General features: G+C 72.9%; 16 protein-coding genes and 1 tRNA gene. 7 read left to right on the plus strand and 10 right to left on the minus strand.

Features of this window, described 5'->3' with window-relative positions; all coding sequences use genetic code 11:
• Positions 1-131: 131 nt before the first annotated feature.
• Entirely contained in the window at positions 132-1,520 is a 1,389-nt protein-coding gene (locus ACZ6W9_RS09125) for an LVIVD repeat-containing protein (protein ID WP_389969875.1), read from the minus strand.
• Positions 1,521-1,809: 289 nt separating this feature from the next.
• Positions 1,810-2,226 carry an SsgA family sporulation/cell division regulator gene (locus ACZ6W9_RS09130; RefSeq protein WP_089210725.1) on the minus strand — a complete coding sequence of 139 codons (417 nt, stop codon included), beginning with the start codon at positions 2,224-2,226 and terminating at the stop codon, positions 1,810-1,812.
• 459 nt (positions 2,227-2,685) lie between these two features.
• On the opposite strand from ACZ6W9_RS09130, the gene ACZ6W9_RS09135 reads away from it, so the two are divergent.
• Positions 2,686-2,757 (plus strand) — tRNA-Val (locus ACZ6W9_RS09135).
• A 193-nt stretch (positions 2,758-2,950) separates the two neighbouring features.
• Here ACZ6W9_RS09135 and ACZ6W9_RS09140 read toward each other — a convergent pair.
• Complete coding sequence (locus ACZ6W9_RS09140; protein ID WP_470117124.1) at positions 2,951-3,592, minus strand: hypothetical protein; 642 nt, start codon at positions 3,590-3,592, stop codon at positions 2,951-2,953.
• A gap of 163 nt (positions 3,593-3,755) precedes the next feature.
• On the opposite strand from ACZ6W9_RS09140, the gene ACZ6W9_RS09145 reads away from it, so the two are divergent.
• The 4 genes from ACZ6W9_RS09145 (at position 3,756) to ACZ6W9_RS09160 (ending at position 10,362) form a co-directional block, all read left to right on the plus strand.
• On the plus strand, positions 3,756-3,848 hold the full coding sequence (locus tag ACZ6W9_RS09145; protein ID WP_470117126.1) for a type II toxin-antitoxin system HicA family toxin: 93 nt from the start codon (positions 3,756-3,758) through the stop codon (positions 3,846-3,848).
• A 615-nt stretch (positions 3,849-4,463) separates the two neighbouring features.
• Positions 4,464-5,897 (plus strand): glycoside hydrolase family 10 protein, encoded by a 1,434-nt coding sequence (locus ACZ6W9_RS09150; RefSeq protein ID WP_389969871.1) that lies wholly within the window; start codon positions 4,464-4,466, stop codon positions 5,895-5,897.
• A 146-nt stretch (positions 5,898-6,043) separates the two neighbouring features.
• Positions 6,044-8,305, plus strand: coding sequence for a catalase (locus tag ACZ6W9_RS09155; protein ID WP_470117129.1), 2,262 nt, complete (start codon positions 6,044-6,046; stop codon positions 8,303-8,305).
• Positions 8,306-8,799: 494 nt separating this feature from the next.
• On the plus strand, positions 8,800-10,362 hold the full coding sequence (locus ACZ6W9_RS09160; protein WP_389969867.1) for an alpha-L-arabinofuranosidase B: 1,563 nt from the start codon (positions 8,800-8,802) through the stop codon (positions 10,360-10,362).
• A 112-nt stretch (positions 10,363-10,474) separates the two neighbouring features.
• Here ACZ6W9_RS09160 and ACZ6W9_RS09165 read toward each other — a convergent pair whose 3' ends face one another.
• From ACZ6W9_RS09165 to ACZ6W9_RS09175, 3 genes are all read right to left on the minus strand, one after another.
• Entirely contained in the window at positions 10,475-10,810 is a 336-nt protein-coding gene (locus tag ACZ6W9_RS09165) for a hypothetical protein (protein WP_470117131.1), read from the minus strand.
• A gap of 218 nt (positions 10,811-11,028) precedes the next feature.
• Entirely contained in the window at positions 11,029-12,510 is a 1,482-nt protein-coding gene (locus ACZ6W9_RS09170) for an FAD-dependent oxidoreductase (protein ID WP_470117133.1), read from the minus strand.
• A 178-nt stretch (positions 12,511-12,688) separates the two neighbouring features.
• The gene (locus ACZ6W9_RS09175; RefSeq protein ID WP_470117135.1) at positions 12,689-15,595 is read right to left on the minus strand and encodes an AfsR/SARP family transcriptional regulator; all 2,907 of its coding nucleotides are present in this window, start codon (positions 15,593-15,595) and stop codon (positions 12,689-12,691) included.
• Between the two features lie 353 nt (positions 15,596-15,948).
• On the opposite strand from ACZ6W9_RS09175, the gene ACZ6W9_RS09180 reads away from it, so the two are divergent.
• A complete protein-coding gene (locus ACZ6W9_RS09180) occupies positions 15,949-17,193 on the plus strand; it encodes a serine hydrolase domain-containing protein (RefSeq protein ID WP_470117137.1) in 1,245 nt (414 codons plus the stop codon).
• Between the two features lie 44 nt (positions 17,194-17,237).
• Here ACZ6W9_RS09180 and ACZ6W9_RS09185 read toward each other — a convergent pair whose 3' ends face one another.
• Together ACZ6W9_RS09185 and ACZ6W9_RS09190 are read right to left on the minus strand one after the other, a co-directional pair.
• Complete coding sequence (locus ACZ6W9_RS09185; protein WP_389969858.1) at positions 17,238-18,236, minus strand: LacI family DNA-binding transcriptional regulator; 999 nt, start codon at positions 18,234-18,236, stop codon at positions 17,238-17,240.
• 173 nt (positions 18,237-18,409) lie between these two features.
• Positions 18,410-19,936, minus strand: coding sequence for an alpha-N-arabinofuranosidase (locus tag ACZ6W9_RS09190; protein ID WP_389969856.1), 1,527 nt, complete (start codon positions 19,934-19,936; stop codon positions 18,410-18,412).
• Between the two features lie 339 nt (positions 19,937-20,275).
• On the opposite strand from ACZ6W9_RS09190, the gene ACZ6W9_RS09195 reads away from it, so the two are divergent.
• Entirely contained in the window at positions 20,276-21,190 is a 915-nt protein-coding gene (locus ACZ6W9_RS09195; protein WP_389969855.1) for a TIGR03564 family F420-dependent LLM class oxidoreductase, read from the plus strand.
• Between the two features lie 226 nt (positions 21,191-21,416).
• On the opposite strand, the gene ACZ6W9_RS09200 is transcribed toward ACZ6W9_RS09195, so the two are convergent.
• Together ACZ6W9_RS09200 and dapD are read right to left on the minus strand one after the other, a co-directional pair.
• The gene (locus ACZ6W9_RS09200; RefSeq protein WP_389969853.1) at positions 21,417-22,019 is read right to left on the minus strand and encodes a phosphatase PAP2 family protein; all 603 of its coding nucleotides are present in this window, start codon (positions 22,017-22,019) and stop codon (positions 21,417-21,419) included.
• A 5-nt stretch (positions 22,020-22,024) separates the two neighbouring features.
• Positions 22,025-23,002, minus strand: coding sequence for a 2,3,4,5-tetrahydropyridine-2,6-dicarboxylate N-succinyltransferase (dapD, locus tag ACZ6W9_RS09205; RefSeq protein ID WP_389969851.1), 978 nt, complete (start codon positions 23,000-23,002; stop codon positions 22,025-22,027).
• Positions 23,003-23,075 lie beyond the last annotated feature (73 nt).

Consider the following 23,075-nt stretch of genomic DNA (forward strand, 5'->3'; position numbering starts at 1 on the left):
GGTTTTCCCCGGGGGGGGGGCCCGCCCCCCGCCCCCGGTCACCCGCCGCGGGCCCGCTCCGGGGGCCCGGCCCGCCCCGCGCCGGCCCCCGGGGGGCCCCCCCGGCGGGGGGCCCCCCCGGGGCCGTCCGGTCAGTCCGCGTAGGACACCTGGGTCTGGGCGTTCAGCTCCTCCAGCCTGACCTTCTTCGCCGGGTCGGTCAGCGGGTCATCGACACGGAGCACGTCCAGGCCCCGGGTCATGTCGCTGGAGTAGATGTGGCCGTTGTAGTAGTAGGCCGACCACGAGCCGCCCGCCCGGCCGTCTTCGAGGGGGCCGCGCTCGAAGAAGCCGATCTCCTTCGGACGCGCCGCGTCGGTGAAGTCCCAGATCGACACCCCGCCCTGGTACCACGACTGGACCATGACGTCCCGGCCGGGGACCGGCAGCAGCGACCCGTTGTGCGCGACGCAGTTCTCCCCGGGCCGCTGCTCGCGGGGGATCTTGAAGTAGGAGCGCAGCCGGAGGGTCCGGCCGCCGACGACGTCGTACACCGCGCTCGCCCCGCGGTTCGCCGGGGTGCCGGCGTCGCAGGTGGCGACGGTGCCGCCGCCCAACTCGTCGCCGAAGACCACCTTCCGGGCGTCGCCGGAGAAGGTGGCCGAGTGCCACAGCGCGAAGTGCTTCTCGTCGCGCACCCGCTGGAGCACCTTGGGACGGACGCGGTCGGAGATGTCCAGCAGGAATCCGTCGCCGAAGCAGGCAGCCGCCGCCAGGTCCTTCTCCGGGTAGACCGTGATGTCGTGGCAGCCCGCGGGGTGATCGACGTCCTCGGTGCCGGAGATCCGGGGCCGCGCGACCACCCTGGCCGCCGCCGGCTTCCCGACCGGGACCTTCACCACCGAGAACCTGTCGTGCGGCGCGGGACAGGTCCGGGAGTCCGGCTCGGGGCCGGGGGAGGAGACGTAGAGGTACACGGTCCGCGGGTCGTCGCCGGGCACGAGGGTGTGGGTGTGGGAGCCGCAGTCGGTGCGGACCGCCGAGACGAAGACGGGACGGGTCCTGTCGGTGATGTCGAAGATCCGGATGCCCTCCCACCCCTCGGAGAGACGGGCCGCGCCCCGGTCGGTGTCGCACCGCGACCCGCGACGGGGGGAGTCGACCGACAGGAACAGCAGGTTCCCGTGCACCGACACGTCGTTCTGCGCGCCGGGGCACAGCACCCGGCTGAGCACCGCGGGCTTCCCGGGGTCCGTGATGTCGTACACGGTGAAGCCGTCGTAGTTGCCGACGAACGCGTGGTTCCCCTCGAAGGCCAGGTCGGTCCCCCAGGAGTCGGGGCCGTCGAACGGCGCCGCGGGCGGGACGTTGGCCACGTGGGTGACGTTGGGGCTGTGCGAGACGTCCTCGGACGCCGGTCCGCCGGTCCGCGCCGACGGAGCGGCCCGGGATCCCCCGGTGTCCGCGGTCCCCGTGCGCCCCGCGGGATCGGGGCCGGCGGCGCATCCCGCGGCGAGCAGCAGGGTGATCAGGACTGGCACCACGGTCGATCGCACGGGGTTCCCATCACGTCGGCGGCCTTTGCCCCATTATGGAAGCCGCTCGCCGTACGTGGGGACGGGAATCGGAGGCGCTCGCCGTACGCGGGACCCGGGTCGGAGACGCTCGCCGTACACGAAGACCGGGATCGAGGGCGCTCGCCGTACGCGGGACCCGGGTCGAAACCGTGCGCCGTACGCGGGGACCCGGATCCACGCCGTGTTCCGTACACGGGCCCGGGCGCGCCCGCCGTCGTCGCGGCGGGCGCGGGGTTGCGCCGGATGAGGAGGCTCAGGAGCTCCAGAGCATGTTGCTGAGCTCTGCGTCGAGGTCCATGAAGTCGGTCTCCCGTCCGGCCGGCACGAGTTCGTAGGTGCGGTGCAGGAACTCCGTCAGCGGAGCCAGCGGCACCTCGAACAGGGCCTGCCCGAACGGGGACGTGAGGCTGATGTGCAGGGTGCGCTCGCCGTCGGCGCGCGCGGGCCACACCTGGACGTCGCCGTCGCCGACGCGCCGTACGATGCCCACGGTCAGCAACTCGCGGGCGAAGATCCACTCGACCGGTTCGTCGTTTCCCACATGGAATGCCATTCTGATCGCGTACGGGTCATCGGCCGTGTAGCTGAGACCGGCGAGCAGGGGGACGGTGGTACGGTCGGGGACCACAAGCCGAAGGCCAAGCTCGGCGGAGACGGTGGAGCTGTTCATCGTCAGCCAAACCTTTTTCGTCGTAGGTCCCCTCTGCGGGGCTTTCACTGCTCTGGCGGACTGTGTCCCGAGCTATGACGCGGAACAAAGAAACCTGTAGGAAAGATTCCGCCTCCAGGCCCTTCTGTAACACACATCACAGCGCGACATTTGGGCCTCTACCTGGCTAAACATCTCCAACAGGGCCATATTTACAAGGGTTTTGCGTATCGTTTTGGTCACCGTCGACTCCCCGGGCAGGGCGTCTCGGGCATAGGGGGTCAGCCTGGGCTGGTTCAGTGCTTGTTCGGACTAGGTCGATGCTATGACACCGTAGCCCTCCGGTGGACGCATCCTCCGATCTTTGGGCCGTCATCGTGTCGCCCTCGCGGGCGTCCGGCGGCCCGGGGCGCGCTTCGCCAGAACGCCGGGAGTGCTGTATGGTTTTCCACGTCGGCACCGCAAGGCGCCGGACAGGGCGGGCGATTAGCTCAGCGGGAGAGCGCTTCGTTCACACCGAAGAGGTCACTGGTTCGATCCCAGTATCGCCCACCGCATCAGAGGCCATCCGTGATCACACGGATGGCCTCTTCTGGTCTCACGGGCCACCGTGGCCCCCGGGCGGGGACGGATCGCCCCCGCCCCCGCCCCCGCCCCCGCCCCTCCGCCCGTTGTTCCCGGGGCGGGGATCACCGGCCGGCGCGGGACGTCCTCCGGCCCCGGCCGGCTCGTGGAAGACGGTCGTTCACAGCCGGCCCGGCGCCTCCCGGATCTGGCGCAGTACGCCGCGGGCGCCCTCGGTCTCGGCGATCGAGCCGGCCTCGTCGAGCAGTCCCAGAGCCTCGTCGCGGCGGCCTTCCGCGGCGTTGACGTAGGCCAGTCCGACCAGGTTGGCGGCGACGCCGGAAAGGAACCCGATCTCGCGGCGGAGCCGGGTCGACTCCTCCAGGCGTTCCCGCGCCGCCTTCGGGCGGCCCGCCATCTGATCCGCGATGCCCAGGTGCCGGAGGGCGTAGGACGCGGTCAGAGCGTCATCGGCGCGCACCGCTTCCCGGTGCGACCGCTCCAGCAGGGGGACCGCCGCGGCGTCGTCGTCCCGTACGACCTGATGGAAGCACCCCATCCAGAACAGGGCCTCCGCCTCGCCGCGTACGTCTCCGAGGTCCCGGTAGAGGTCGTCGGCGCGCTCGAACAGCCTCAGCTCCTGAGGATCCTCGCGTCCGTCGCCGAGGAACCGCGCGTGCGCGACACGGCCCCGGGCGAGGGCGAGGTCCGCCTCCACCGCGTCCAGTTCCCGATCGGCCGCCGCCACGGCATCGGTGTCGTCCCCGAAGACCGCTCGCTCGTACAGCGTCCTGGCCCGCTCGATCCGGCCGTCCGTACTCATCGCGCCCCCACCGTTTCCGTCTGGTTCGCCGAACCCTAGAAGACCGGGACGGTGCACGCGTCCGAACGCCGTCTCCCGGCATGCCCGGGGCAGGACGATATCCGGCAGGGGCGGCCGTTGCGAGCCGCGCCGGGTCGCGGAGGACGAGACCCGCACGGTGATCGTGCCGCTGCATGGAACCCTGGCCGTCGGCACGCTCGCCTCCATCGTGCGGCAGGCGGGTCTCGCTCCCGGGCGTCTGCGCGATCCGCTCTGATCACCGTCGCGCGGTCTTCCGCCGATGACGCTCGCCGGTCGGGCCCGGGTGAAATTTTCACCGGTCCGGGCCGTCCGGGTGTCGCCGTCGTCTCGTGAAGAGCCAGGCCGGAGGGGCGGAGGGCGGGGGTGGCCGGTACGGGGCGGGCGGGGTTTGTTGACGCGTCCCGGCCCTTCGGATGTACTCCGCGACACCGCCGCGTTTCCCGCGGTGGTTGTATGGCCCGGGAGGTCGTCACTTGTTAGCGCTAACAAGCGATAGCGGCACCGCCGCCTCCTTCGCGGGCCGCGACCCCGCCCGTGACGCGAAGCGCCGCGGAATCCCGCCCGGGGCCGGCTGGGAGACCGTCCCGGGCGCGCCGGCCGTGGGGAGCCCGGGTGGGACTCCCCACGGCCACCGCGCGCGCCGGAGCCTGACGTGCCGTCCCCGCCGTGGCCGCCGGGCCTGCCCACCTGGGCGGATCCCGCCTGCCGGACGCCGGACGCGCGCGCCGGGACGTGGGCGGGCCCGTCCACGTCCGGGGCACGCCGGCGGACCGGCGACGGACGCGCCGCGACCCGATCACCTCAAGATCAATCCGATTTCTCCAGATCGATGTCCGACGAAGGGACAGCCATGCTCGAAAACACCGTTCCCGGCCCCGGCCGCCGACGGACCCCAGGCGGCTTCGGCCGGTTGACCGCCGTCACCGCCGCCGGTGTGCTGGGAGCCGGCCTCATGCTGGCGCTGCCGACCTCGGCGTCCGGCGCGGCCACCACGCTGGGCGCGGCGGCCGCGCAGAGCGGCCGCTTCTTCGGCGCCGCGGTGGCGGGTGGGAAGCTCGGCGACTCCACCTACGTGAGCATCCTGAACCGGGAGTTCAACTCGGTGGTCGCCGAGAACGAGATGAAGTGGGACGCGACCGAGCCCAACCAGAACCAGTTCAACTACAGCGGCGGCGACCGGCTCGTCAACCACGCGATGGGCCAGGGGATGAAGGTCCGGGGCCACACCCTACTGTGGCACAACCAGCAGCCCCGCTGGGCGCAGAACCTGTCGGGCTCGGCGCTGCGCAACGCCGCGATCAACCACGTCACCCAGGTCGCCACCCACTTCCGCGGCAAGATCAACTCGTGGGACGTGGTGAACGAGGCGTTCGCCGACGGCGGCTCCGGCGGCCGGCGCGACTCCAACCTGCAGCGCACCGGCAACGACTGGATCGAGGCCGCGTTCCGGGCGGCGCGGGCCGCCGACCCGGGGGCCAAGCTCTGCTACAACGACTACAACACCGACGGGATCAACGCCAAGAGCACCGGCATCTACAACATGGTGCGCGACTTCAAGGCCCGCGGCGTGCCGATCGACTGCGTGGGCTTCCAGTCCCACCTGGGCACCACGATACCGGGCGACTACCAGGCCAACCTGCAGCGCTTCGCCGACCTCGGGGTGGACGTGCAGATCACCGAGCTGGACGTGGCCCAGGGCTCCAACCAGGCCAACGTGTACGCCGCGGTGACGCGCGCCTGCCTGGCGGTCTCCCGGTGCACCGGCATCACGGTGTGGGGCATCCGCGACAGCGACTCCTGGCGCACGGGGGAGAACCCCCTGCTGTTCGACGCGAGCGGTAACAAGAAGCCCGCCTACACCTCCGTGCTCAACGCCCTCAACAACGCCGGCTCGACGGCGACCCCCACCGCCACCCCCACCGTGACGCCCACGTCGACGCCGACCTCGACGCCGACCACCGGCACCGGCGCGTGCCGGGTGAGCTACACGATGAACTCCTGGGGTAACGGTTTCACCGCCGGCATCAGCATCACCAACACCGGTTCGTCGACGCTCAACGGCTGGTCGCTGGAGTTCACCCTGCCCTCCGGCCAGACCATCACCTCGGGCTGGAACGCCACCTACTCGCCCTCCAGCGGCCGGGTGACCGCGCGCAACGTCGACTACAACGGCACGCTCGCCCCCGGGGCGACGACCGACATCGGCTTCCAGGCCGGCCACACCGGCAACACCTCGAAGCCGGACTCCTTCACCCTCAACGGCGCCTCCTGCACCGTCGCCTGACCCTCCGTCCGGCGGCGACCGACGCCACACCGGCCGGGCCGTCTCAGGGGGCGGCCCGGCCGGAAGATCGATCGGAGGTTTCACCCCCCTACCCACGGGTAAGGCCGCTGACCTGGTCTTACATACTCCGTGGAGGAATTCGCCGGATGGATGCGAGCAAGCCCGCCAAGGCGGTCAAAGACGTGGTGAAGAACGCCGCCGAGAAGGTGGCCGACGCTCTGACCCCGGATGTCCCCGGTTCGCCGGGGAGTGCCCCGCCGACCGTCGAGGAGCCGACCACGCCGCGCGACCCGCTGCCGCCGAAGAGGGAGCAGGGCGCTCCGGCGACCGTCACGCCGACCGGGGCGGAGACCGGCGTGCCCGCCACCGCCAAGGGCCAGCAGGGCGCCTACCTCACCACCGCGCAGGGGGCGCGGCTGCGCGACACCGACCACTCGCTGAAGGCGGGAGAGCGCGGCCCGACCCTGCTGCAGGACCACCACCTGCGCGAGAAGATCACGCACTTCGACCACGAGCGCATCCCCGAGCGTGTCGTCCACGCCCGGGGCGCCGGCGCCCACGGCGTGTTCGAGGCCTACGGCACCGCCGAGGCGGTGACCAGGGCCGGGTTCCTCAAGAAGGGGCGGAAGACCGACGTCTTCGTGCGGTTCTCCACCGTCCTCGGCTCGCGCGGCTCGGCCGACACGGTCCGCGACACCCGCGGCTTCGCGACGAAGTTCTACACCGACGAGGGCACCTTCGACCTCGTCGCCAACAACATCCCGGTCTTCTTCATCCAGGACGGCATCAAGTTCCCCGACGTCATCCACGCCGGCAAGCCGCACCCCGACCGGGAGATCCCGCAGGCGCAGAGCGCGCACGACACGTTCTGGGACTTCGTCTCCCTGCACACCGAGGCGCAGCACCACACGATGTGGAACATGTCCGACCGCGGGATCCCGCGCTCCTTCCGGATGATGGAGGGTTTCGGCGTCCACACCTTCCGGCTGGTCGACGACGCCGGGGAGACGGTGCTGGTCAAGTTCCACTGGAAGCCCAAGCTCGGCGTGCACTCCCTGACCTGGGAGGAGGCGCAGATGCTCGGCGGCATGGACCCCGACTTCCACCGCCGCGACCTCTACGACGCGATCGAGGCCGGCGCCCATCCCGAGTGGGAGCTCGGCATCCAGGTGTTCCCCGACACCCCCGACGAGACCTTCGAGGGCATCGACCTGCTCGACCCGACCAAGATCGTGCCCGAGGAGCTCGCGCCGGTGCAGCCGATCGGGAAGATGACGCTCAACCGGACGCCCACGAACTTCTTCGCCGAGGTCGAGCAGGTCGCCTTCCACGTCGGCCACCTGCCGCCGGGCATCGACGTCACCAACGACCCGCTGCTGCAGACGCGGCTGTTCTCCTACCTCGACACGCAGATCACGCGGCTGGGCGGCCCGAACTTCGCGCAGATCCCGGTCAACCGCCCCCACTGCCCGGTCAACGACATGCTGCGGGACGGCTTCCACCAGCACGCCGTACACGCCGGGGTCGCGCCGTACCGGCCGAACTCCCTCGACGGCGGCAACCCGTTCGTCGCCGGTGACGCCGAGAACGCGTTCGTCGACGCGCCGGTCGAGGTCGCCCGGGCGCGCAAGGTCCGCGCCAACCCCGTGTCCTTCGACGACCACTACAGCCAGACGCGCCTGTTCTGGCGGAGCATGTCTCCGGTGGAGAAGGAGCACATCATCCGCGCCTACACCTTCGAGCTGGGCAAGTGCTACGAGCAGGCGATCAAGGAGCGCCAGCTCCAGTGCCTGGCGAACATCGACCCGGTCCTCTGCCAGGAGGTCGCCACCGGGCTGGGACTGCCCGCGCCGGAGCCGGCGCTGCCGCTCGTCGACACGGCGCCCAGCCCCGCGCTCTCGCAGGTGGGCGGTGAGTGGCCGGCCGACGGCCGCATCGTCGGCGTCGTCGTCGACGATGACGCCGACCTCGACGGTGTGCGCGAGCTGCGTGCGGCCGTGTTCGCCGCCGGCATGGTGCCGCTGCTGATCGCCCCGCACGGCGGCATGGTGGGGGACATGCCCGTGCAGCGGACCTTCGCCACCGCGCGGTCGATCGAGTTCGACGCGCTGCTGCTGGCCGCCGCGCCGGCGCCCGCGCCCGACGCCGTGCCCGCACGCGACGCCAAGGCGGGCGCCGCCGATTCCGCCGTGGTGGACCCGCGCGTGACGCTCCTGATCGACGAGTGCTGGCGGCACGCCAAGGCGATCGGCGCCTGGGGCACCGGCGTGGCCGTGCTGGAGCGCGCCGGGATCATCGGCGCGCCGGGCGTCGTCCGAGGCGACTCCGCCACGGAGGTCCTCGCCGGCGTGCGCGGGCTGATGGCCGCCCACCGCGTCTGGGAACGGTTCCCCGCCTCGGTCTCCTGAGGCCCCGGCGTCCGGCGGCGCCGAGGTGAGGTCCCGGCATCCGGGATGCCGACGTGAGGTCCCGGGCCCGGCGGCGTCGACGCCGCCTGGCCGGATCCCCGTGAGCGATCTGCTCGCCCGCGGGGATCCGGCCAGGGGGCGTCCCGGTCGTGCGGGCGGGACGCGGCGGTCCGGGCCCGGCGACGGATTCCTCCGTACGGCGCCGCGGACCCCGCGGTTCACAATGACCTGACTGAAACCTTGACGTAACACGCGGGCACGTTTCATAGTGGGCCGGTCGGCCTAATACGCATCGAAACTACGGAGGACTTGCCACCCGCATTTATGTTAACGCTAACAAAATAAACGTCTTTCTCTTTTCTGTCACGATTCCGCAGGTCAGCGGGCATCTTGCCATGCGATTGATCACGTGGCTATCACCCATGTCTTTCGGTCGGTGAATCATGCCCGAAACCCCCGGAATCCATGGCACACCCCCTGGAAGGCAGATGTTCATGATGTCCGTCCGATCCCGGTCACGGCACTTCAAAAAGGCATTGCTGTCCGCGGGCGCGACCATCGCGCTCGCCGCCGGTCTGCTGTCCGGCGTCTCCGCTCCGTCGCAGGCCGCGACATCGCAGCCGTGTGACATCTATGCCGCGGGCGGCACGCCCTGCGTGGCGGCGCACAGCACGACCCGCGCGCTGTACGGCGCCTACAACGGGCCGCTGTACCAGGTGCGCCGCTCCTCCGACAACGCCACCCGCGACATCGGCGTGCTGAGTGCGGGCGGAGTCGCCGACGCCGCCGCGCAGGACTCCTTCTGCGCCGCAGCCACCTGCCTGATCACGGTCATCTACGACCAGTCGGGACGCAACAACCGCCTCACCCAGGCCCCTCCCGGCGGGTTCTCCGGACCGGCCCCGGGCGGATACGACAACCTGGCGGACGCGACGCTGGCGCCGATCATGGTCGGCGGGCACAAGGCGTACGGCGTCTACGTGGCTCCGGGCACCGGGTACCGCAACAACGCCACCAACGGCGTCGCCAGGGGCGACCAGCCCGAGGGCATGTACGCCATCTTCGACGGCACCCACTACAACGGCGGCTGCTGCTTCGACTACGGCAACGCCGAGACCAACAGCCGCGACAACGGCAACGGCACCATGGAGGCCATCTACTTCGGCAACAACAAGGTCTGGGGCTACGGCGCCGGCAACGGCCCCTGGATCATGGCCGACCTGGAGAACGGCCTGTTCTCCGGCGTCAACCAGAAGTACAACGCGGGCGACCCCAGCATCAGCCACCGGTTCCTGACCGCCGTCGTCAAGGGCGAGCCCAACCACTGGGCCATCCGGGGCGGCAACGCCCAGTCCGGCGGCCTTTCGACCTTCTACAACGGGGTGCGGCCCAACGTGCCGGGCTACAACCCGATGAAGAAGGAGGGCGCCATCATCCTCGGCATCGGCGGCGACAACAGCATCGGCGCCCGAGGCACCTTCTACGAGGGCGTGATGACCTCCGGCTACCCGTCGGACGCCACCGAGAACGCGGTGCAGGCCAACATCGTCGCCGCCGGGTACGCGACGGGCGGCGGTACGGGCGGGACGCTCACCCCCGGCTCGTCGGTATCGCTGCGTGCGACGACGGCCTGCTGCACCGGCCGCTACATCCGGCACCAGAACGACAACGCCGTCACCTCGGTGATCACCTCGTCCAGCTCCGCCACCGACAAGAACGACGCCACCTGGATCGTGCGCGCCGGCCTGGCCGGCGGCTCGTGCGTGTCGTTCGAGTCGAGGAACTACCCCGGCAGCTTCCTTCGGCACTACAACTACCGGCTGTACCGGCAGGCGAACGACGGCAGCTCGCTGTTCGCCGCCGACGCGACGTTCTGCCCGCAGTCGGGGAAGAACGGCCAGGGCGTCTCACTGGCCTCGTACAACTATCCGGACCGGTTCGTCCGCCACTACTACGACACCGTCTACATCGCCGCCAACGGCGGCTCGAACGCCTTCGACAGCCCCACCTCGTGGAGTGACGACGTGAGCTGGATCGTCGCCCCTCCGTGGGCGTAGCCGCCGGCGAACAGAGCGGAGCCGTCCCCATCCGATGGGGACGGCTCCCGTCGTCCTCGCCCCTCCGCTGCTCATCCGGGTGGGACCGCGGCCCGGAAGCGGATGGGCGGGGTCAGCTCGTGCAGGACGCCTTGGCCGAGACGTAGACGCGGACGGCGCCTCCGTTGGCGGCCGTCACCGTGAGCCTGTCACGGCTGAAGGCGTCGGAGTCGGTGTCCAGGCTCGTCGTGACCGACACCCCGGCGCCGGCGGTGACGCTGATCGTGTCGGTCAGCATCGTGGGCGCGTACGAGGGGCACATGACGAGGAACGATCTGGTGGCGCCGGGCTCGACCCAGACCGCGTTGCCCGCGGAGCCGGTCTGCGCGGAGGCCGGGGCCGCGACGGCCGCCCCGCCCGCCACGACGGCGGCCGCCAGCACGACTCCGGTCACGAGGTTCTTGATCATGGTGATGTCCTTTCGCATGGGTTTCGCTGGGTTCTCCGGTCCCTTCCGGGACCGCCTCATCAGGGGAGGTGAGGTACGGTGCCCGGCCCCGAAGGGCCGTGAAGGCGCCGTTCTCCCGCCCTGCCGGGCCGGGAGGACGACACGCCGGCCCGACGGGGCCGGAAGCGGGCGGCCCGCCGGGGCGGGTCCGCAGGGAGGGGGTCGCAGGGCCGGGGCCTTCAGCGGCCGGCTGGGATCCCCTCCCGGGCGGCGGCCCGGGGACCGGCCGGGACGCCGCCCGGCCGCGGCAGGAGCACCCGGGCCACGACGCCCGGCGACAGCAGCCGCCGCGGCGGCTCCTGCAGGTTGGCGACGCTCAGGAAGGCGTTCCCGACCACCGGGTCCGCCTCGGCGGCCACGTGGAGACGGGCGAGGTAGCCGTTCAGCAGCCGCAGGCGCGCGGTGCGCCGGCCCTCGACGGACGGGAACCGCAGGTCCCCGCCGGCCGACATGTCCCACGGCACGTCGATGATCCGCGCGGCGCGCCGGAAGAAGCGGCGGGCCAGGCCGCCCGGCCCTCCGTCCGCCAGGCAGTCGCGCAGCGCGGCGGCCTCGCAGGCCGCCACCGTCATGCCCTGCCCGTAGGTGGGGTTGAACTGGCACAGGGCGTCGCCGAACACCACGTAGCCCTCGGGGAAGCGGTCCAGCCGCTCGTACCGGCGGCGGACGCTCACCGGGATGCGCATCGGCCGCGGCTCCCCGAGCGGTTCGAGCCGCCGCAGGAGGTCGTGCAGAGCGGGGACCGGGAGCCGGGCGGCGAACCGGTGGTACCCCTCGGGGTCGGCGGGCGGGACGTCGTCGCCCATGCCGTACAGGGTGACCAGCCAGCGGTCGCCCTCCGCGCTGAGCGCGACCCCGCCCCTGGGGACGGCCGCGCTGTGCCCCACGATGAGGGCGACGGCGTCGCAGTCGCCCGGCCGGCGCCGGTACTCGCGCGAGACGTACATCAGCCGGGACTCGACGCGTTCCTCCGGCACCGGCCCGTACCCCAGCAGGCGCAGCCACTCGGCGCCCCGGTTGCCCCGGCCGGTGGCGTTCACCACGAGATCGGCCGCCATGTCCCGCGGCCGGTCACCGGGGTGCAGCAGCCGCACTCCGGTGACCGCGCCGCCGGCGCCGGTGATCGGCTCGACCACCTCGCAGCCGTCGAGGATCGTCACGCCCGGAAGGGCCTCCACCCGGGACCGCAGGGAGCGTTCGAGCCGCGGCCGGCTCACCGACAGTCCGCGCAGCCGCGAGGGCGCGGGGCGCAGCAGCCTGCCGTCGTTGTACCAGCGGACGTCGCCCTGGAGGTCGCAGGCGACGGCGCCCGTCGCGACGAGGTCCGCGGTGAGTCCGGGGAACAGCTCCTCCAGCACCTCGCAGCCCCGCGACAGCATCCCGTGCGCGTGACGGCCCTGCGGCACGCCCCGCCGCGGGACGCCCTCGACGGGCAGCGCGTCGCGGTCGACCACCGTGACCCGGCCGAACGTCTCGCTCAGCACCCGGGCCGCCAGCAGGCCGCCCATCCCCGCCCCGGCGACGACGGCGTGCCCCGGGTGTCCGGGCCGCTCACCGCGACCGTCGCGGCCGGGAGACTCCGAGTGCCCGGCATATACGGCATATCCAGAATGTCTGTTGTCCCCGCCGTCCCCGGATGGCCGGTGGCCGGTGTCCTCCATGGCGTCCTCACCCTCGTCGTCCGGCCGCCCCGCGGGGCGGCGCCGTGCTCACGACATGAGGATGTGCGCGGCCGCTGGGAGGCCGCCGGGAGACGGCTTCCCCAGCGGTCACCCGGCGGTCGCCCGGTGACCGCCCAGCGACCTCCCAGCGTTCTCCCAGTGACCGCGGCCCCGGCCGTCAGAGGGAGCGGCGGCCGGTCAGGTCGGCGATCAGGGTGGTGAGCAGGGCGCTCACCTCCTGCCGGGACAGCGCGCCGCCGCGGGCGGCATGCCGTTCGTACTCCTCCGGCGGCAGCGCCTCGCGGACCGCGGCGGCCTCGCGCGGCCCGTCCAGCGGGTCCATCAGTTCCGGGGAGACACCGGCCCGGGATCCGATGGCCCGCACCGCGCCCATCAGCACGGCCGCCTCCTCGGCCCGCCCGGCCAGCACCAGCGCGCGGGCCGCGCTGTGCACGGTCACCAGCCAGAAGGAGGTGTCCCCGTAGCGGTCCATCGCGGCCAGCACGTCCCCCGCGACGGCCAGGGCCCGGAGGCCGTCCCCGCGGTCGCAGGCGGTCTTCAGGTCGCACCAGGCGACACCGTCCGCGACCCAGTCGTGGCCGCTGGCGCGGGCGGCGGCGAGGGCCTCCCGGAAGGCCGTGCCGGCACCCGGCAGGTCTCCCAGGATCCGCAGCACCATGCCCTGGATCATGAGCGTCTCGGCTTCCAGCCAGACCTGGGCGGTGCCCCGGGCCATCTCGACGGCCGCGCGGGCCGACGACGCGGCGTCGAGCGGAACCCCGGTCAGCAGGCCCAGATATGCCACGTAGGCGGCGGCGCCCGCCTCCGTCACCGGGTCACCGGCCTCGCGGGCCTCCTCCACGGCCCTGCTCGCCCTCTCGTACCCCGCCTCCGGATACCCGGCCAGGTAGTTCAGCGCCGCGTCGGCGAGCCGGGCCGGCGCCCGGAGGCCCGCGCTCGCCCAGGGGGCCCAGACGAACCCGTCCAGCAGCCAGGCCGTCCCCTCCGCGACATGGCCCCGGCGGAACCAGAACCAGAAGAGCGCGCTGCCCAGTCGCAGTGCGTATTCGCCCTCGCCTTCCACCAGCGCCGACGTGAACGCCGCCCGGAACTCCGGCTGGTCGAGGCTCAGCCCGTCGAGCAGCTCCGCCCCCTGCGGGCCGCGGAGGTGGCGTTCGGCGTTCTCGGCCCGGGCCAGGACCCAGGCGCGGTGGCGCTCCTCGGCGTTGTTCAGCTCGACGGGTGAGAGCGCGCCCGTGGCGTACCGGCGCAGCGTCTCCAGCATCCGGTAGCGCCGCGGCGCCGTGCCGGGCACGGCGATGACCAGTGACTTGCGGACCAGAGCCGACAGCGGCCCCAGGACGGGGGAGACCTCCCCGACGGCGGCGGCCCCGTCGAGGTCGAAGCCGGAGGCGAACACGCCGAGCCGGTAGAACAGCCGGCGCTCGTCCGGCTCCAGCAGCTGGTCGCTCCAGGCGACCGTGTCCAGCAGCGTCCGGTGGCGGTCCGGGCGGTCGGCCGAGCCGCCCACCAGCAGGGTGAAGCGGTCCTCCAGGGCGTCGGCGATCTGGCCGACGGACAGCATCCGGCACTGCGCGGCGGCGAGCTCGACGGCCAGCGGGATGCCGTCGAGATCCTCGCACAGGGCGGCGATCCGCTCCAGGTCGCCCGGCTCGGGCGTCCAGCCGGGCTGGGCGGCGGCCGCGCGGTGCAGGAACAGCTCCACGGCCTCCGTGGCGGCGGGCAGGGGCGGCACCTCGTAGATCGCCTCACCGGTGATGCCCAGCGGCTCGCGGCCGGTGCACAGGATCCGCAGGGATCCGCAGCGGGTCAGCAGGGTGTGGACCAGCTCCGCGGCGGGGGCCAGCAGGTGCTCGCAGTTGTCCAGGACGATCAGCGTGTCGCGCTCGACGAGCATCGTGGCGAGCCGGTCGGGGGAGGGGACGGTGGGCAGGCCCAGGGCGTCGGCGACGGTCGCGGCCAGCAGCTGGGTCGCGGTCAGCGGCTCGGGCACGTGCCGCTCTCCCAGCTCGACGAGCCAGGGTCCGTCGGCGTCGGCTCGGGCGCGGGCGACCTCCAGGGCCAGCCGGGTCTTGCCGACGCCGCCCGGACCGGTGAGCGTGACGAGCCGGTGCCCGTCCAGCAGGCCGGCGACGGCCGTGAGGTCGCCGCCGCGGCCGACGAAGCTGGACAGGGCGAACGGCAGGTTGCCCGGGGGCGGCGCCGGGACCGCGGTCCGGGTGGAGGGGACGCGGCCGGGCCGCTCGGGCGCGGGGGCCGGCCGCGGGTTCCGCCGCCCGGGAGCCGGGGCCAGCCGCGGGTCCTGGGCGAGCACCGCCGCCTCCAGGTCACGCAGGCCGGGGCCGGGGTCGATGCCCAGCTCGTCGGCCAGCCGTCTGCGAACCCTGCGCAGCGCGGTGAGGGCGTCGGCCTGCCGCCCCGACCGGTACAGGGCGAGGGCCAGCAGCTCCCAGCCGCGCTCCCGCAGCGGCTGTTCGGCGACCAGCGCCTCCAGCTCGCCCACGGCGGAGGCGTGCCGCCCCGCCGCGATGACGGCGGCGAGCCGGTCCTCACGCACCGTGGCCCGCAGCTCCTCCAGCCGGGTCGCGTCCGGCGTCGCGAACGCCGCCCCGTCGAAGTCGGCGTAGGCCGGGCCCCGCCAGAGCGCGAGCGCCCGCCCCAGGAGGTCGGCGGCCTCCTCAGGTTCGCCGTCCTCCAGCGCGTGCCGGCCGCGGGCGGCCAGCTCCGTGAAGCGCTCGGCGTCGATCGCGTCCGGGGCGGCGCGCAGGGCGTATCCCGGCCCCTCGCGCACCAGCAGCCGGGCCGGGGCGCCGGGGACCCGTTCGGGTTCCAGCGTCCTGCGCAGGTCGGCGACGTATCCGTGGAGCGTCGTCACGGAGGGCGCCCTGGAGCCCTCCCAGACCTCGGACAGGATCCGCTCCGCCGGGACGCTCCTGCCCCGCGCGATCAGCAGCCGCGCCAGCACGGCCCGCTGGCGGGACCCGCCCAGCGCCGCCGGGCGATCGCCCACCTCGGCCCGGAGCGACCCGAGCACCCCGAACCGCACGTCCCCGGCGAGTCTCACCGGCGGTCCTCCCTCGATCCGCCGGCCGTACGGAGGTCCGGCCGTCCGGGTCCCCGGTCGGCACGGTCGGCGCGGTCGGCGCGGGAGACGGAGGGGGCTGGGCGGGGGGCGGGGGAGCGGACGCCTGGACGCACCGGTTCGGCCATGCGGCAATGATGCTCCCGTTTCCGGCCGGGCGCAGCGGTCTCCTCGCCGCCTTCCGGAGAGAATCCCGTGCCCCGCGGGAACCCGGCTTCTCCGGGCGCCCATCTCTCGCGGAACGTTCCATCCCGGCCGAATTACGGATGGACATCACCGAACGTTTCGGTCGTGATAGTAAAGACCCTCAAAGTTTTCCGTACACGGGGGCGAAAGTGACGACCATCAGCCGGCGACGGCTCCTCCAGGCGGGCGCGGGGGTCGTGCCCGCGCTCGCGCTCGGTGCCCGGCCCGCCGAGGCCGCGACCATCACCACGGGCGTCGTGCCGAGCGCGCTCGCCGGGTTCGACAGCGCGATGAAGACCTACATCGCGGAACGCGGCATCGGGTGCGCCCAGCTCGCGGTCGCCCGCAAGGGGAAGATCCTCCTCGCCCGCGGCTACGGCGTCTACAGCCGGTCGGCGACCCTGCGGAAGGTGCAGCCGACGTCCCTCTTCCGGGTCGCCAGCCTCAGCAAGAACATCACGGGAGCCGCGATCGCCCGGCTGGCCCAGGACGGCAAGCTGAGCCTCGGGGCGTCGGTGGCGTCCCTGCTGGGGCTGTCCACCACGACCGACCCGCGCCTGGCGAAGGTCACCGTCTGGCGGCTGCTGCAGCACACCGGCGGCTGGGACCGCGGCGCGTCGCCGGACCCGCTCTGGGCGGACCACGCGATCTCCGCGTCGCTCGACGCGCCGCTGCCGGTCGACCACGCCGACATCATGAGGTGGACGACCGCCAGGAAGCTCGACTTCGATCCCGGCACCAGGCACGTCTACAGCAACTACGGCTACATGCTGCTCGGCCGGATCATCGAGAAGGTCTCCGGCATGAGCTATGAGTCGTACGTCAGGCAGAAGCTCCTGGCGCCCCTCGGGATCACCAGGCCGGTTCTGGGCGGCAGCCTCGCGTCGGAGGCCGCATCCATCGAGGTGCCCTACGCCTCGAAGTACACGAACAAGACCGTCCTCGACGACTCGGGCACGGTCGTGCCGTACCCCTACGGCGGCTTCAACATGCCGAACCAGGACGCCAACGGCGGCTGGCTCGCCTCGGCCGTCGACCTGGTCAAGTGGGGCTTCGCCTTCGACGCCGCCGGGCCGGTGCTCAACTCGACGTCGCTCTCCCGGGTGTTCGCCAAGCCCGAGACGGGCGTCACCTCCGGCGGCTCGTGGTACGGCTTCGGCTGGTACGTCCGCAACAACAACGAGGGCGGGCTCAACACCTGGCACAACGGTTCCATGCCCGGCACGTTCGCGTTCCTGGCGAGGATCCAGAACGGCGTCAGCTACTGCGCGATCTTCAACCGCAGGGAGGAGGAGGGCACCCCGGACTTCGACTCGATCGACCCGATCCTGGGCAAGGCCGCCTCAGGTGTGAAGACCTGGCCGACGACGGACCTCGCGCCGAACTACTTCTGACCCGCGCCCCGCCTCCGACCCGCCCCCGCCGGTCCGGCGGGGGCTCAGCGCGTCGACTCGCGGACCACGAGCTCGAAGGGGGCGACGTGCTCCCCGGCCGGGCGGAGGGGGCCGCGGACGCGCTGTACCGCCAGCTCGACGGCCTTCTCCGCCATCCACCGGTGGTCCGGCGCCACCGAGGACAGCGAGGGGACGAGGAAACGCGACTCGGGAACGTCGTCGAAGCCGATGAGGCGGACGTCGCCGGGAACCCGCAGCCCGCGATCGGCCAGACCCCGCAGGACGCCGAGGGCGACGGTGTCGGTGACCGCCACCACCCCGTCGACCTCCAGGCCGGAGTCGACCATGCGGTGGGCGGCGTCCCGGCCGGCCTCCATGGTCATGCCGTCCAGGGGGAAGAGCAGGGGCGGATCGGCGGGCAGGCCGCGTTCGGCGAGCCCGTCGAGGTAGCCGCGGTAGCGGCGCGTCACCACGTTCACGCCCTCGCGGGGGACGCCGGAGACGATGCCGATCCTCCGGCACCCCCGGTCGGCCAGGTGGACGGTCGCCGCCTTCATGCCCTCCTCGTTGGGCATGGCGACGTGGTCGAAGCGGCCGCCGAAGTCCCGCTCGCCGAGCATGACGACGGGGAAGCCGGCGCCGGTCAGCCGCTCGTCCAGCCCGTCGAGGGCGACGGCGCTGAGGATCAGGGCGTCGAACTGCAGGACGCGGGAACGGGTGAGCGCGCCGGCCTCCCCGGCCTCCGCCGCGCCGGTCCGCTCGATCGCGACGTGGTAGCCCCGGCGCCCGGCCGCGTCGATGACGAGGCCGGCGAGATGGCCGAAGTAGGGGACCTCCACCTCGGGGACGGCCAGGCCGATGACGCCGGTCCGCCCGGACCTCAGGGAACGGGCGGAGACGTTGAGGCGGTAGCCCGACTGCCGGATGGCCTCCAGCACCCGCCGGCGGACCAGGTCGCTGACCCCCTCGCGGTCGTTGACGACGTTGGAGACGGTCATCTTCGACACTCCGGCGAGCCGGGCGACGTCCTCCATGGTCACCATGCCGCGCCCCGTGTTTCGCCGTCCGGTCCGGATCCGGCCCGGACGTCTTCGGCCGGGCCGCCATCGGTGGCGAGTTTATCGCCCGGGAGATCCCGCGGACCCGGTCACCGCGACGACGGGACGGTGAGGGACCCTGTGCGGCCGCGGCGCGTCCGGGGCCGCACGGGATCCCGTCACGCGAGACGCCCCTCCACGGTGACGAAGGAGTGGGCGGGCAGGCGCACGCGCAGCCCGGAGCCCGTGGCGGAGACCTCGTACGGGCGGGGGGCGACGACGCCGGGCGCGGCGGGGGTGTTGTGGTCCTGCAGCCTGCCGGAGGTGAGGACGCGGGCACGGACGTCGGCCACGGCGCCGCCGCGCAGGTCCAGATCGACGTCGACGGCCTCGCCGGCGTCGAGGTTGGACAGCGAGACGAGCACCCGGCCTTCCTTACGGCTGGCCGACAGCGAGACGGTCGTCAGGCTCGCCTGTCCCACCTCGCGGGAGGGCAGGCCGGCGGGGAGGTCGACGCGCAGCGACGCGGCGTCCTGGTGGCCCTTGTTCATCTCGAACACGTGGTAGGTGGGGGTCAGCACGAGGGCCCCGGAGTCGGGGTCGGTGAGGATCATGGCCTGCAGCACGTTCACGGTCTGGGCGATGTTGGCCATGACGAGCCGGTCGGCGTGGCGGTGGAAGACGTCGAAGTGCAGGGCGGCGACCAGCGCGTCGCGCAGGGTGTTCTGCTGGTACAGGAAACCGGGGTTCGTGCCCGGTTCGACGTTCCACCAGGTGCCCCACTCGTCCAGCACCAGGCCGACGTTCCTGCCCGGGTCGTAGCAGTCCATGACGTTGGAGTGGCCGGTGATGAGCTCGTCGACGCGGGCGGCCGCGACCATCGTGCGGTAGTGGTCGTCGGTGTCGAAGACGGTGGCGTCGCCCTTGTCCTCCCAGGCGCCCGGGACCGTGTAGTGGTGGAACGACAGCGCCTGCATGAACGGCGCGGGCCGGTAGGCGCACCCCAGGTCGCCGAGCTGCTTCATCAGCGTCTCGGTCCAGGCGTAGTCGTCGCCGTTCGCGCCGGCGGCGACGCGGTAGAGCCTGTTGCCGCCGTGGTCGCGGCAGTAGGTGCCGAACCGGCGGGCCTCGGCGGCGTACTGCTCGGCGCGCATGTGGCCGCCGCAGCCCCACGCCTCGTTGCCCAGCCCCCAGAACCGCACCCGCCACGGCTCCTCGCGGCCGTTGGCCCTGCGCAGGCGCACCATGGGCGAGTCGCCGTCCCGGGTGAGGTACTCGACCCAGTCGCTCATCTCCCTGACCGTGCCGGATCCGACGTTGCCGCTGATGTACGGCTCGGCGCCGAGCAGCTCGCACAGGGCCATGAACTCGTGCGTGCCGAAGTGGTTGTTCTCCTCGACGTTCCCCCAGTGGGTGTTGACCATCACCGGACGCCGGTCCCTGGGCCCGATGCCGTCCATCCAGTGGTACTCGTCGGCGAAGCAGCCGCCCGGCCAGCGCAGGTTCGGGATGTCCAGCGCGCGCAGCGCCTCCACCACGTCCAGCCGGATGCCGCCCGCGTTCGGCAGGTCGCTGTCCTCTCCCACGTAGAAGCCGCCGTAGACGCAGCGGCCCAGATGCTCGGCGAAGTGGCCGTACAGGTGCCGGCTGATCACCGGGCCGGGGACGTCGAGGTTGATGACGGCGGGTACGACGAGGTCGGTCATCGGGGTGAACCCTGCCTTCGGTGGAGGGAGCGAGTCGAGGGGACGACCGGCGATGGGGGGCGAAGCGCCTTACTTTATCGATATATGTATCGATAAAGTAAGGCGACTTTACCGATACGGCCCCTCGTGTCAAGCCCCCGGTGCGAGGCGCGGACGGCCCGGGTGCCGGAGCGCGTCATCCGGGAGGGTGGAGGGGAGGCGGCACGGCGCCCGAGTGCCGGGCCCGGGGGCGGGATCGAAACCGGGATCGAAACCGGGAGCGGGATCGGGGCGGGGGCGAGGGCTGGGACGAACATCGTTCTAGACTGACCGCACCCACTAGAACGGAGTTCGGTAACGATGCGAGTCGGACTGTTCATCACCGAGCCCAAGGGGCCGGACGCGCTGGGCAAGCTGCGGGACCGGATCGCCCGCGGCGCCGACGACGGCTTCTCCTCGGCCTGGATCTCCAACATCTTCGGCCTCGACGCGCTGACCGCCCTGGCCGTCACCGGAAGTCAGGTCCCCGGCATCGAACTCGGCACCGCGGTCGTGCCCAGCTACCCCCGTCACCCCGCGGCCCTCGCGCAGCAGGCGCTCACCGTCAACGCCGCCCTGGACGGGCGGCTCGCGCTCGGCATCGGGCTGTCGCACCGGATCGTGATCGAGGACATGTACGGCTACGGCTTCGAGCGGCCCGCCCGTCACATGCGCGAGTACCTGTCGGTCCTGCTGCCCCTCGTCCGGGGGGAGAGGGCCGACTTCGACGGCGAGACGCTCAGGGCGCACGTGCAGCTGTCCACCCCGGGCACGGGCGACATGCCGGTGCTCATCGCCGCGCTGGCGCCCCGCATGCTCAAGCTCGCCGGGGAGAAGGCCGACGGCACCGTGCTGTGGATGACCGGTCCCAAGACCGTCGCCGGGCACGTCGCGCCCGCCGTGACCGAGGCCGCGCGCGCCGCCGGACGGCCCGCGCCGAGGATCGTGTGCGCCCTGCCGGTCTGCGTCACCGACGACGCCGACGCCGCCAGGGCCCGCGCGGGGGAGGTGTTCGCCGGCTACGGCGACCTGCCCTCCTACCGGGCGATGCTCGACCGCGAGGGGGCCGCGGGCCCGGCCGACGTGGCGATCACCGGGAACGAGGACGAGGTCGCGGCGCAGCTCACCGCGCTCGCCGAGGCGGGGGTCACCGACTTCGTGGCCGCCGAGTACGTCCGGGACGACGACCGGACCCGCCGCTTCCTCAAAACGCTCCTGTCAACGACCCAGGGCTGAAGCTCTGGGCTTGCGCCTCTCGCGCCTGCCTGGACGGCAGGCGCGAGAGGCACTGACCCCGCTTTCCACGGCGGGGTCGTTGGGCGCGTTGACGAACGCCCACGCCGTCCCGGCCCGTCGTGCGACGTTGAGGGCGGCGATGTGATCGGCGGGCCCAGCGAACCCGCACGACCGACACGAGAAAAGGTCCCGGCCCGGCTTCACCTCGCCCGGACGGACGCGCCCGTCAGACGCCGAAGGCGCTCAGCGTCGGCCAGGCCGAGCCCACCCCCGCCAGGACCCCGGCGGCGACCTGCGCCGGCGTGTGGTGGGCCAGCCGTACCCGCGCCCAGCAGACCGTCGCGGTGACCAGCGCGCCGGCCGCGAGCGTCGGCGCGGCGGGCAGCACGTGGGCCAGCACCACCACGGTGCCCGCCGACACGGCCGCGTGGAAGGAGATCTTCCACCGCAGCGTGACCGGGACCGTCACCGCCAGCGCGGCCAGCATCGCGGTCACCGTGGCCACCAGCAGCCGGGGCGCGCCCAGGACCGCCAGCAGCACCAGCGCCGCCAGCACCGCGGCGACCGCCACCAGCAGCGGCCCCGTACGGCGCGTCCGGTCGACCAGGTGGTGGGAGTCCAGCCGCCCCGACCGGACCCCCGCGTAGATCACCCCCGCCGGGACGCCCCCGCACAGCGCCGAGGCGACCAGCCCCCAGGCGGCGGCGGGCGGGCCGCCGGCGAGCAGCCCGACGACCGGCGGGAGCGTGATGACCAGCACCTGGGGCGCGAACAGCCCGGTGATCCACCGCGCCGCCACAGTGGCCCTGGCGGCCCTGTCCGGCGTCACCGCCGTCAGTCGTTGGCGTGCAGCGCGCTGTTGAGCTCGATGCCGGTGCCCCGCCGGGGGACGACCTCGACGGCGCCGGAGGTGGAGTTGCGGCGGAACAGCAGCCCGGACCCGCCCGACAGCTCGGCGGCCTTGACCACCCGGCCGTCCGGGAGGGTGACCTTGGTCCCGGCGGTGACGTACAGGCCGGCCTCCACGACGCAGTCGTCGCCGAGGGAGACGCCGATGCCGGCGTTGGCGCCGAGCAGGCAGCGCCGCCCGACGGAGATGACCTCCTTGCCGCCGCCGGAGAGGGTCCCCATGATCGAGGCGCCGCCGCCGACGTCGGAGCCGTCGCCCACGACCACGCCCGCCGAGATGCGGCCCTCGACCATGGAGGCGCCGAGCGTGCCGGCGTTGTAGTTGACGAAGCCCTCGTGCATCACGGTCGTGCCGGACGCCAGGTGCGCGCCGAGGCGGACGCGGTCGGCGTCGGCGATCCGGACCCCGGCGGGGACGACGTAGTCGACCATCCGCGGGAACTTGTCGACGCCGTACACGGTCACCGGGCCGCGGGCGCGCAGCCGCAGCCGCGTCCGCTCGAAGCCCTCCACCGCGCACGGGCCCTGATTCGTCCACACCACGTTGCCCAGCAGGCCGAACACACCGTCGAGGCTCAGGCCGTGCGGCGCGACGAGGCGGGACGACAGCAGGTGCAGGCGCAGGTAGACGTCGTGGGTGTCGGCCGGGGCCTCCGACAGCTTGGCGATGCCGGTCCGGACCGCGACCACCTCCACGCCGCGGGCCTCGTCGGGCCCGAGCAGTGCGGCGACGTCCGGGCCGAGCGCCTCGGCGGCCTCCTCCGCCGTCAGCCGCTCGGTGCCGGAGAGGGGCGGCTCGCCCAGCTCGGGGGAGGGGAACCAGGTGTCGAGGACGGTTCCGCCGGCGGTGATGGTCGCGATGCCGGCGCCGTACGCGCCGGAGGTCTGGGCTGCTGCGTTCACCCTTCCAAGGGTAGTCAGGGTCGCCGCCGCGGCGTGCCCGGGTCGATCTTGGCGCGCCGGGCCGCCTCCGGGA

The sequence above is a fragment of the Streptosporangium sp. NPDC053982 genome (genome assembly GCF_055585205.1).

Bases quoted from the DNA above. Each gene is read 5' to 3' on its own strand.
- ACZ6W9_RS09140 (WP_470117124.1), bottom strand. From the start codon at position 3,592: ATGAGTACGGACGGCCGGATCGAGCGGGCCAGGACGCTGTACGAGCGA.
- ACZ6W9_RS09155 (WP_470117129.1), top strand. From the start codon at position 6,044: ATGGATGCGAGCAAGCCCGCCAAGGCGGTCAAAGACGTGGTGAAGAAC.
- ACZ6W9_RS09160 (WP_389969867.1), top strand. From the start codon at position 8,800: ATGATGTCCGTCCGATCCCGGTCACGGCACTTCAAAAAGGCATTGCTG.
- ACZ6W9_RS09150 (WP_389969871.1), top strand. From the start codon at position 4,464: ATGCTCGAAAACACCGTTCCCGGCCCCGGCCGCCGACGGACCCCAGGC.
- ACZ6W9_RS09195 (WP_389969855.1), top strand. From the start codon at position 20,276: ATGCGAGTCGGACTGTTCATCACCGAGCCCAAGGGGCCGGACGCGCTG.
- ACZ6W9_RS09165 (WP_470117131.1), bottom strand. From the start codon at position 10,810: ATGATCAAGAACCTCGTGACCGGAGTCGTGCTGGCGGCCGCCGTCGTG.
- ACZ6W9_RS09190 (WP_389969856.1), bottom strand. From the start codon at position 19,936: ATGACCGACCTCGTCGTACCCGCCGTCATCAACCTCGACGTCCCCGGC.
- ACZ6W9_RS09130 (WP_089210725.1), bottom strand. From the start codon at position 2,226: ATGAACAGCTCCACCGTCTCCGCCGAGCTTGGCCTTCGGCTTGTGGTC.
- ACZ6W9_RS09185 (WP_389969858.1), bottom strand. From the start codon at position 18,236: ATGGTGACCATGGAGGACGTCGCCCGGCTCGCCGGAGTGTCGAAGATG.
- ACZ6W9_RS09170 (WP_470117133.1), bottom strand. From the start codon at position 12,510: ATGGAGGACACCGGCCACCGGCCATCCGGGGACGGCGGGGACAACAGA.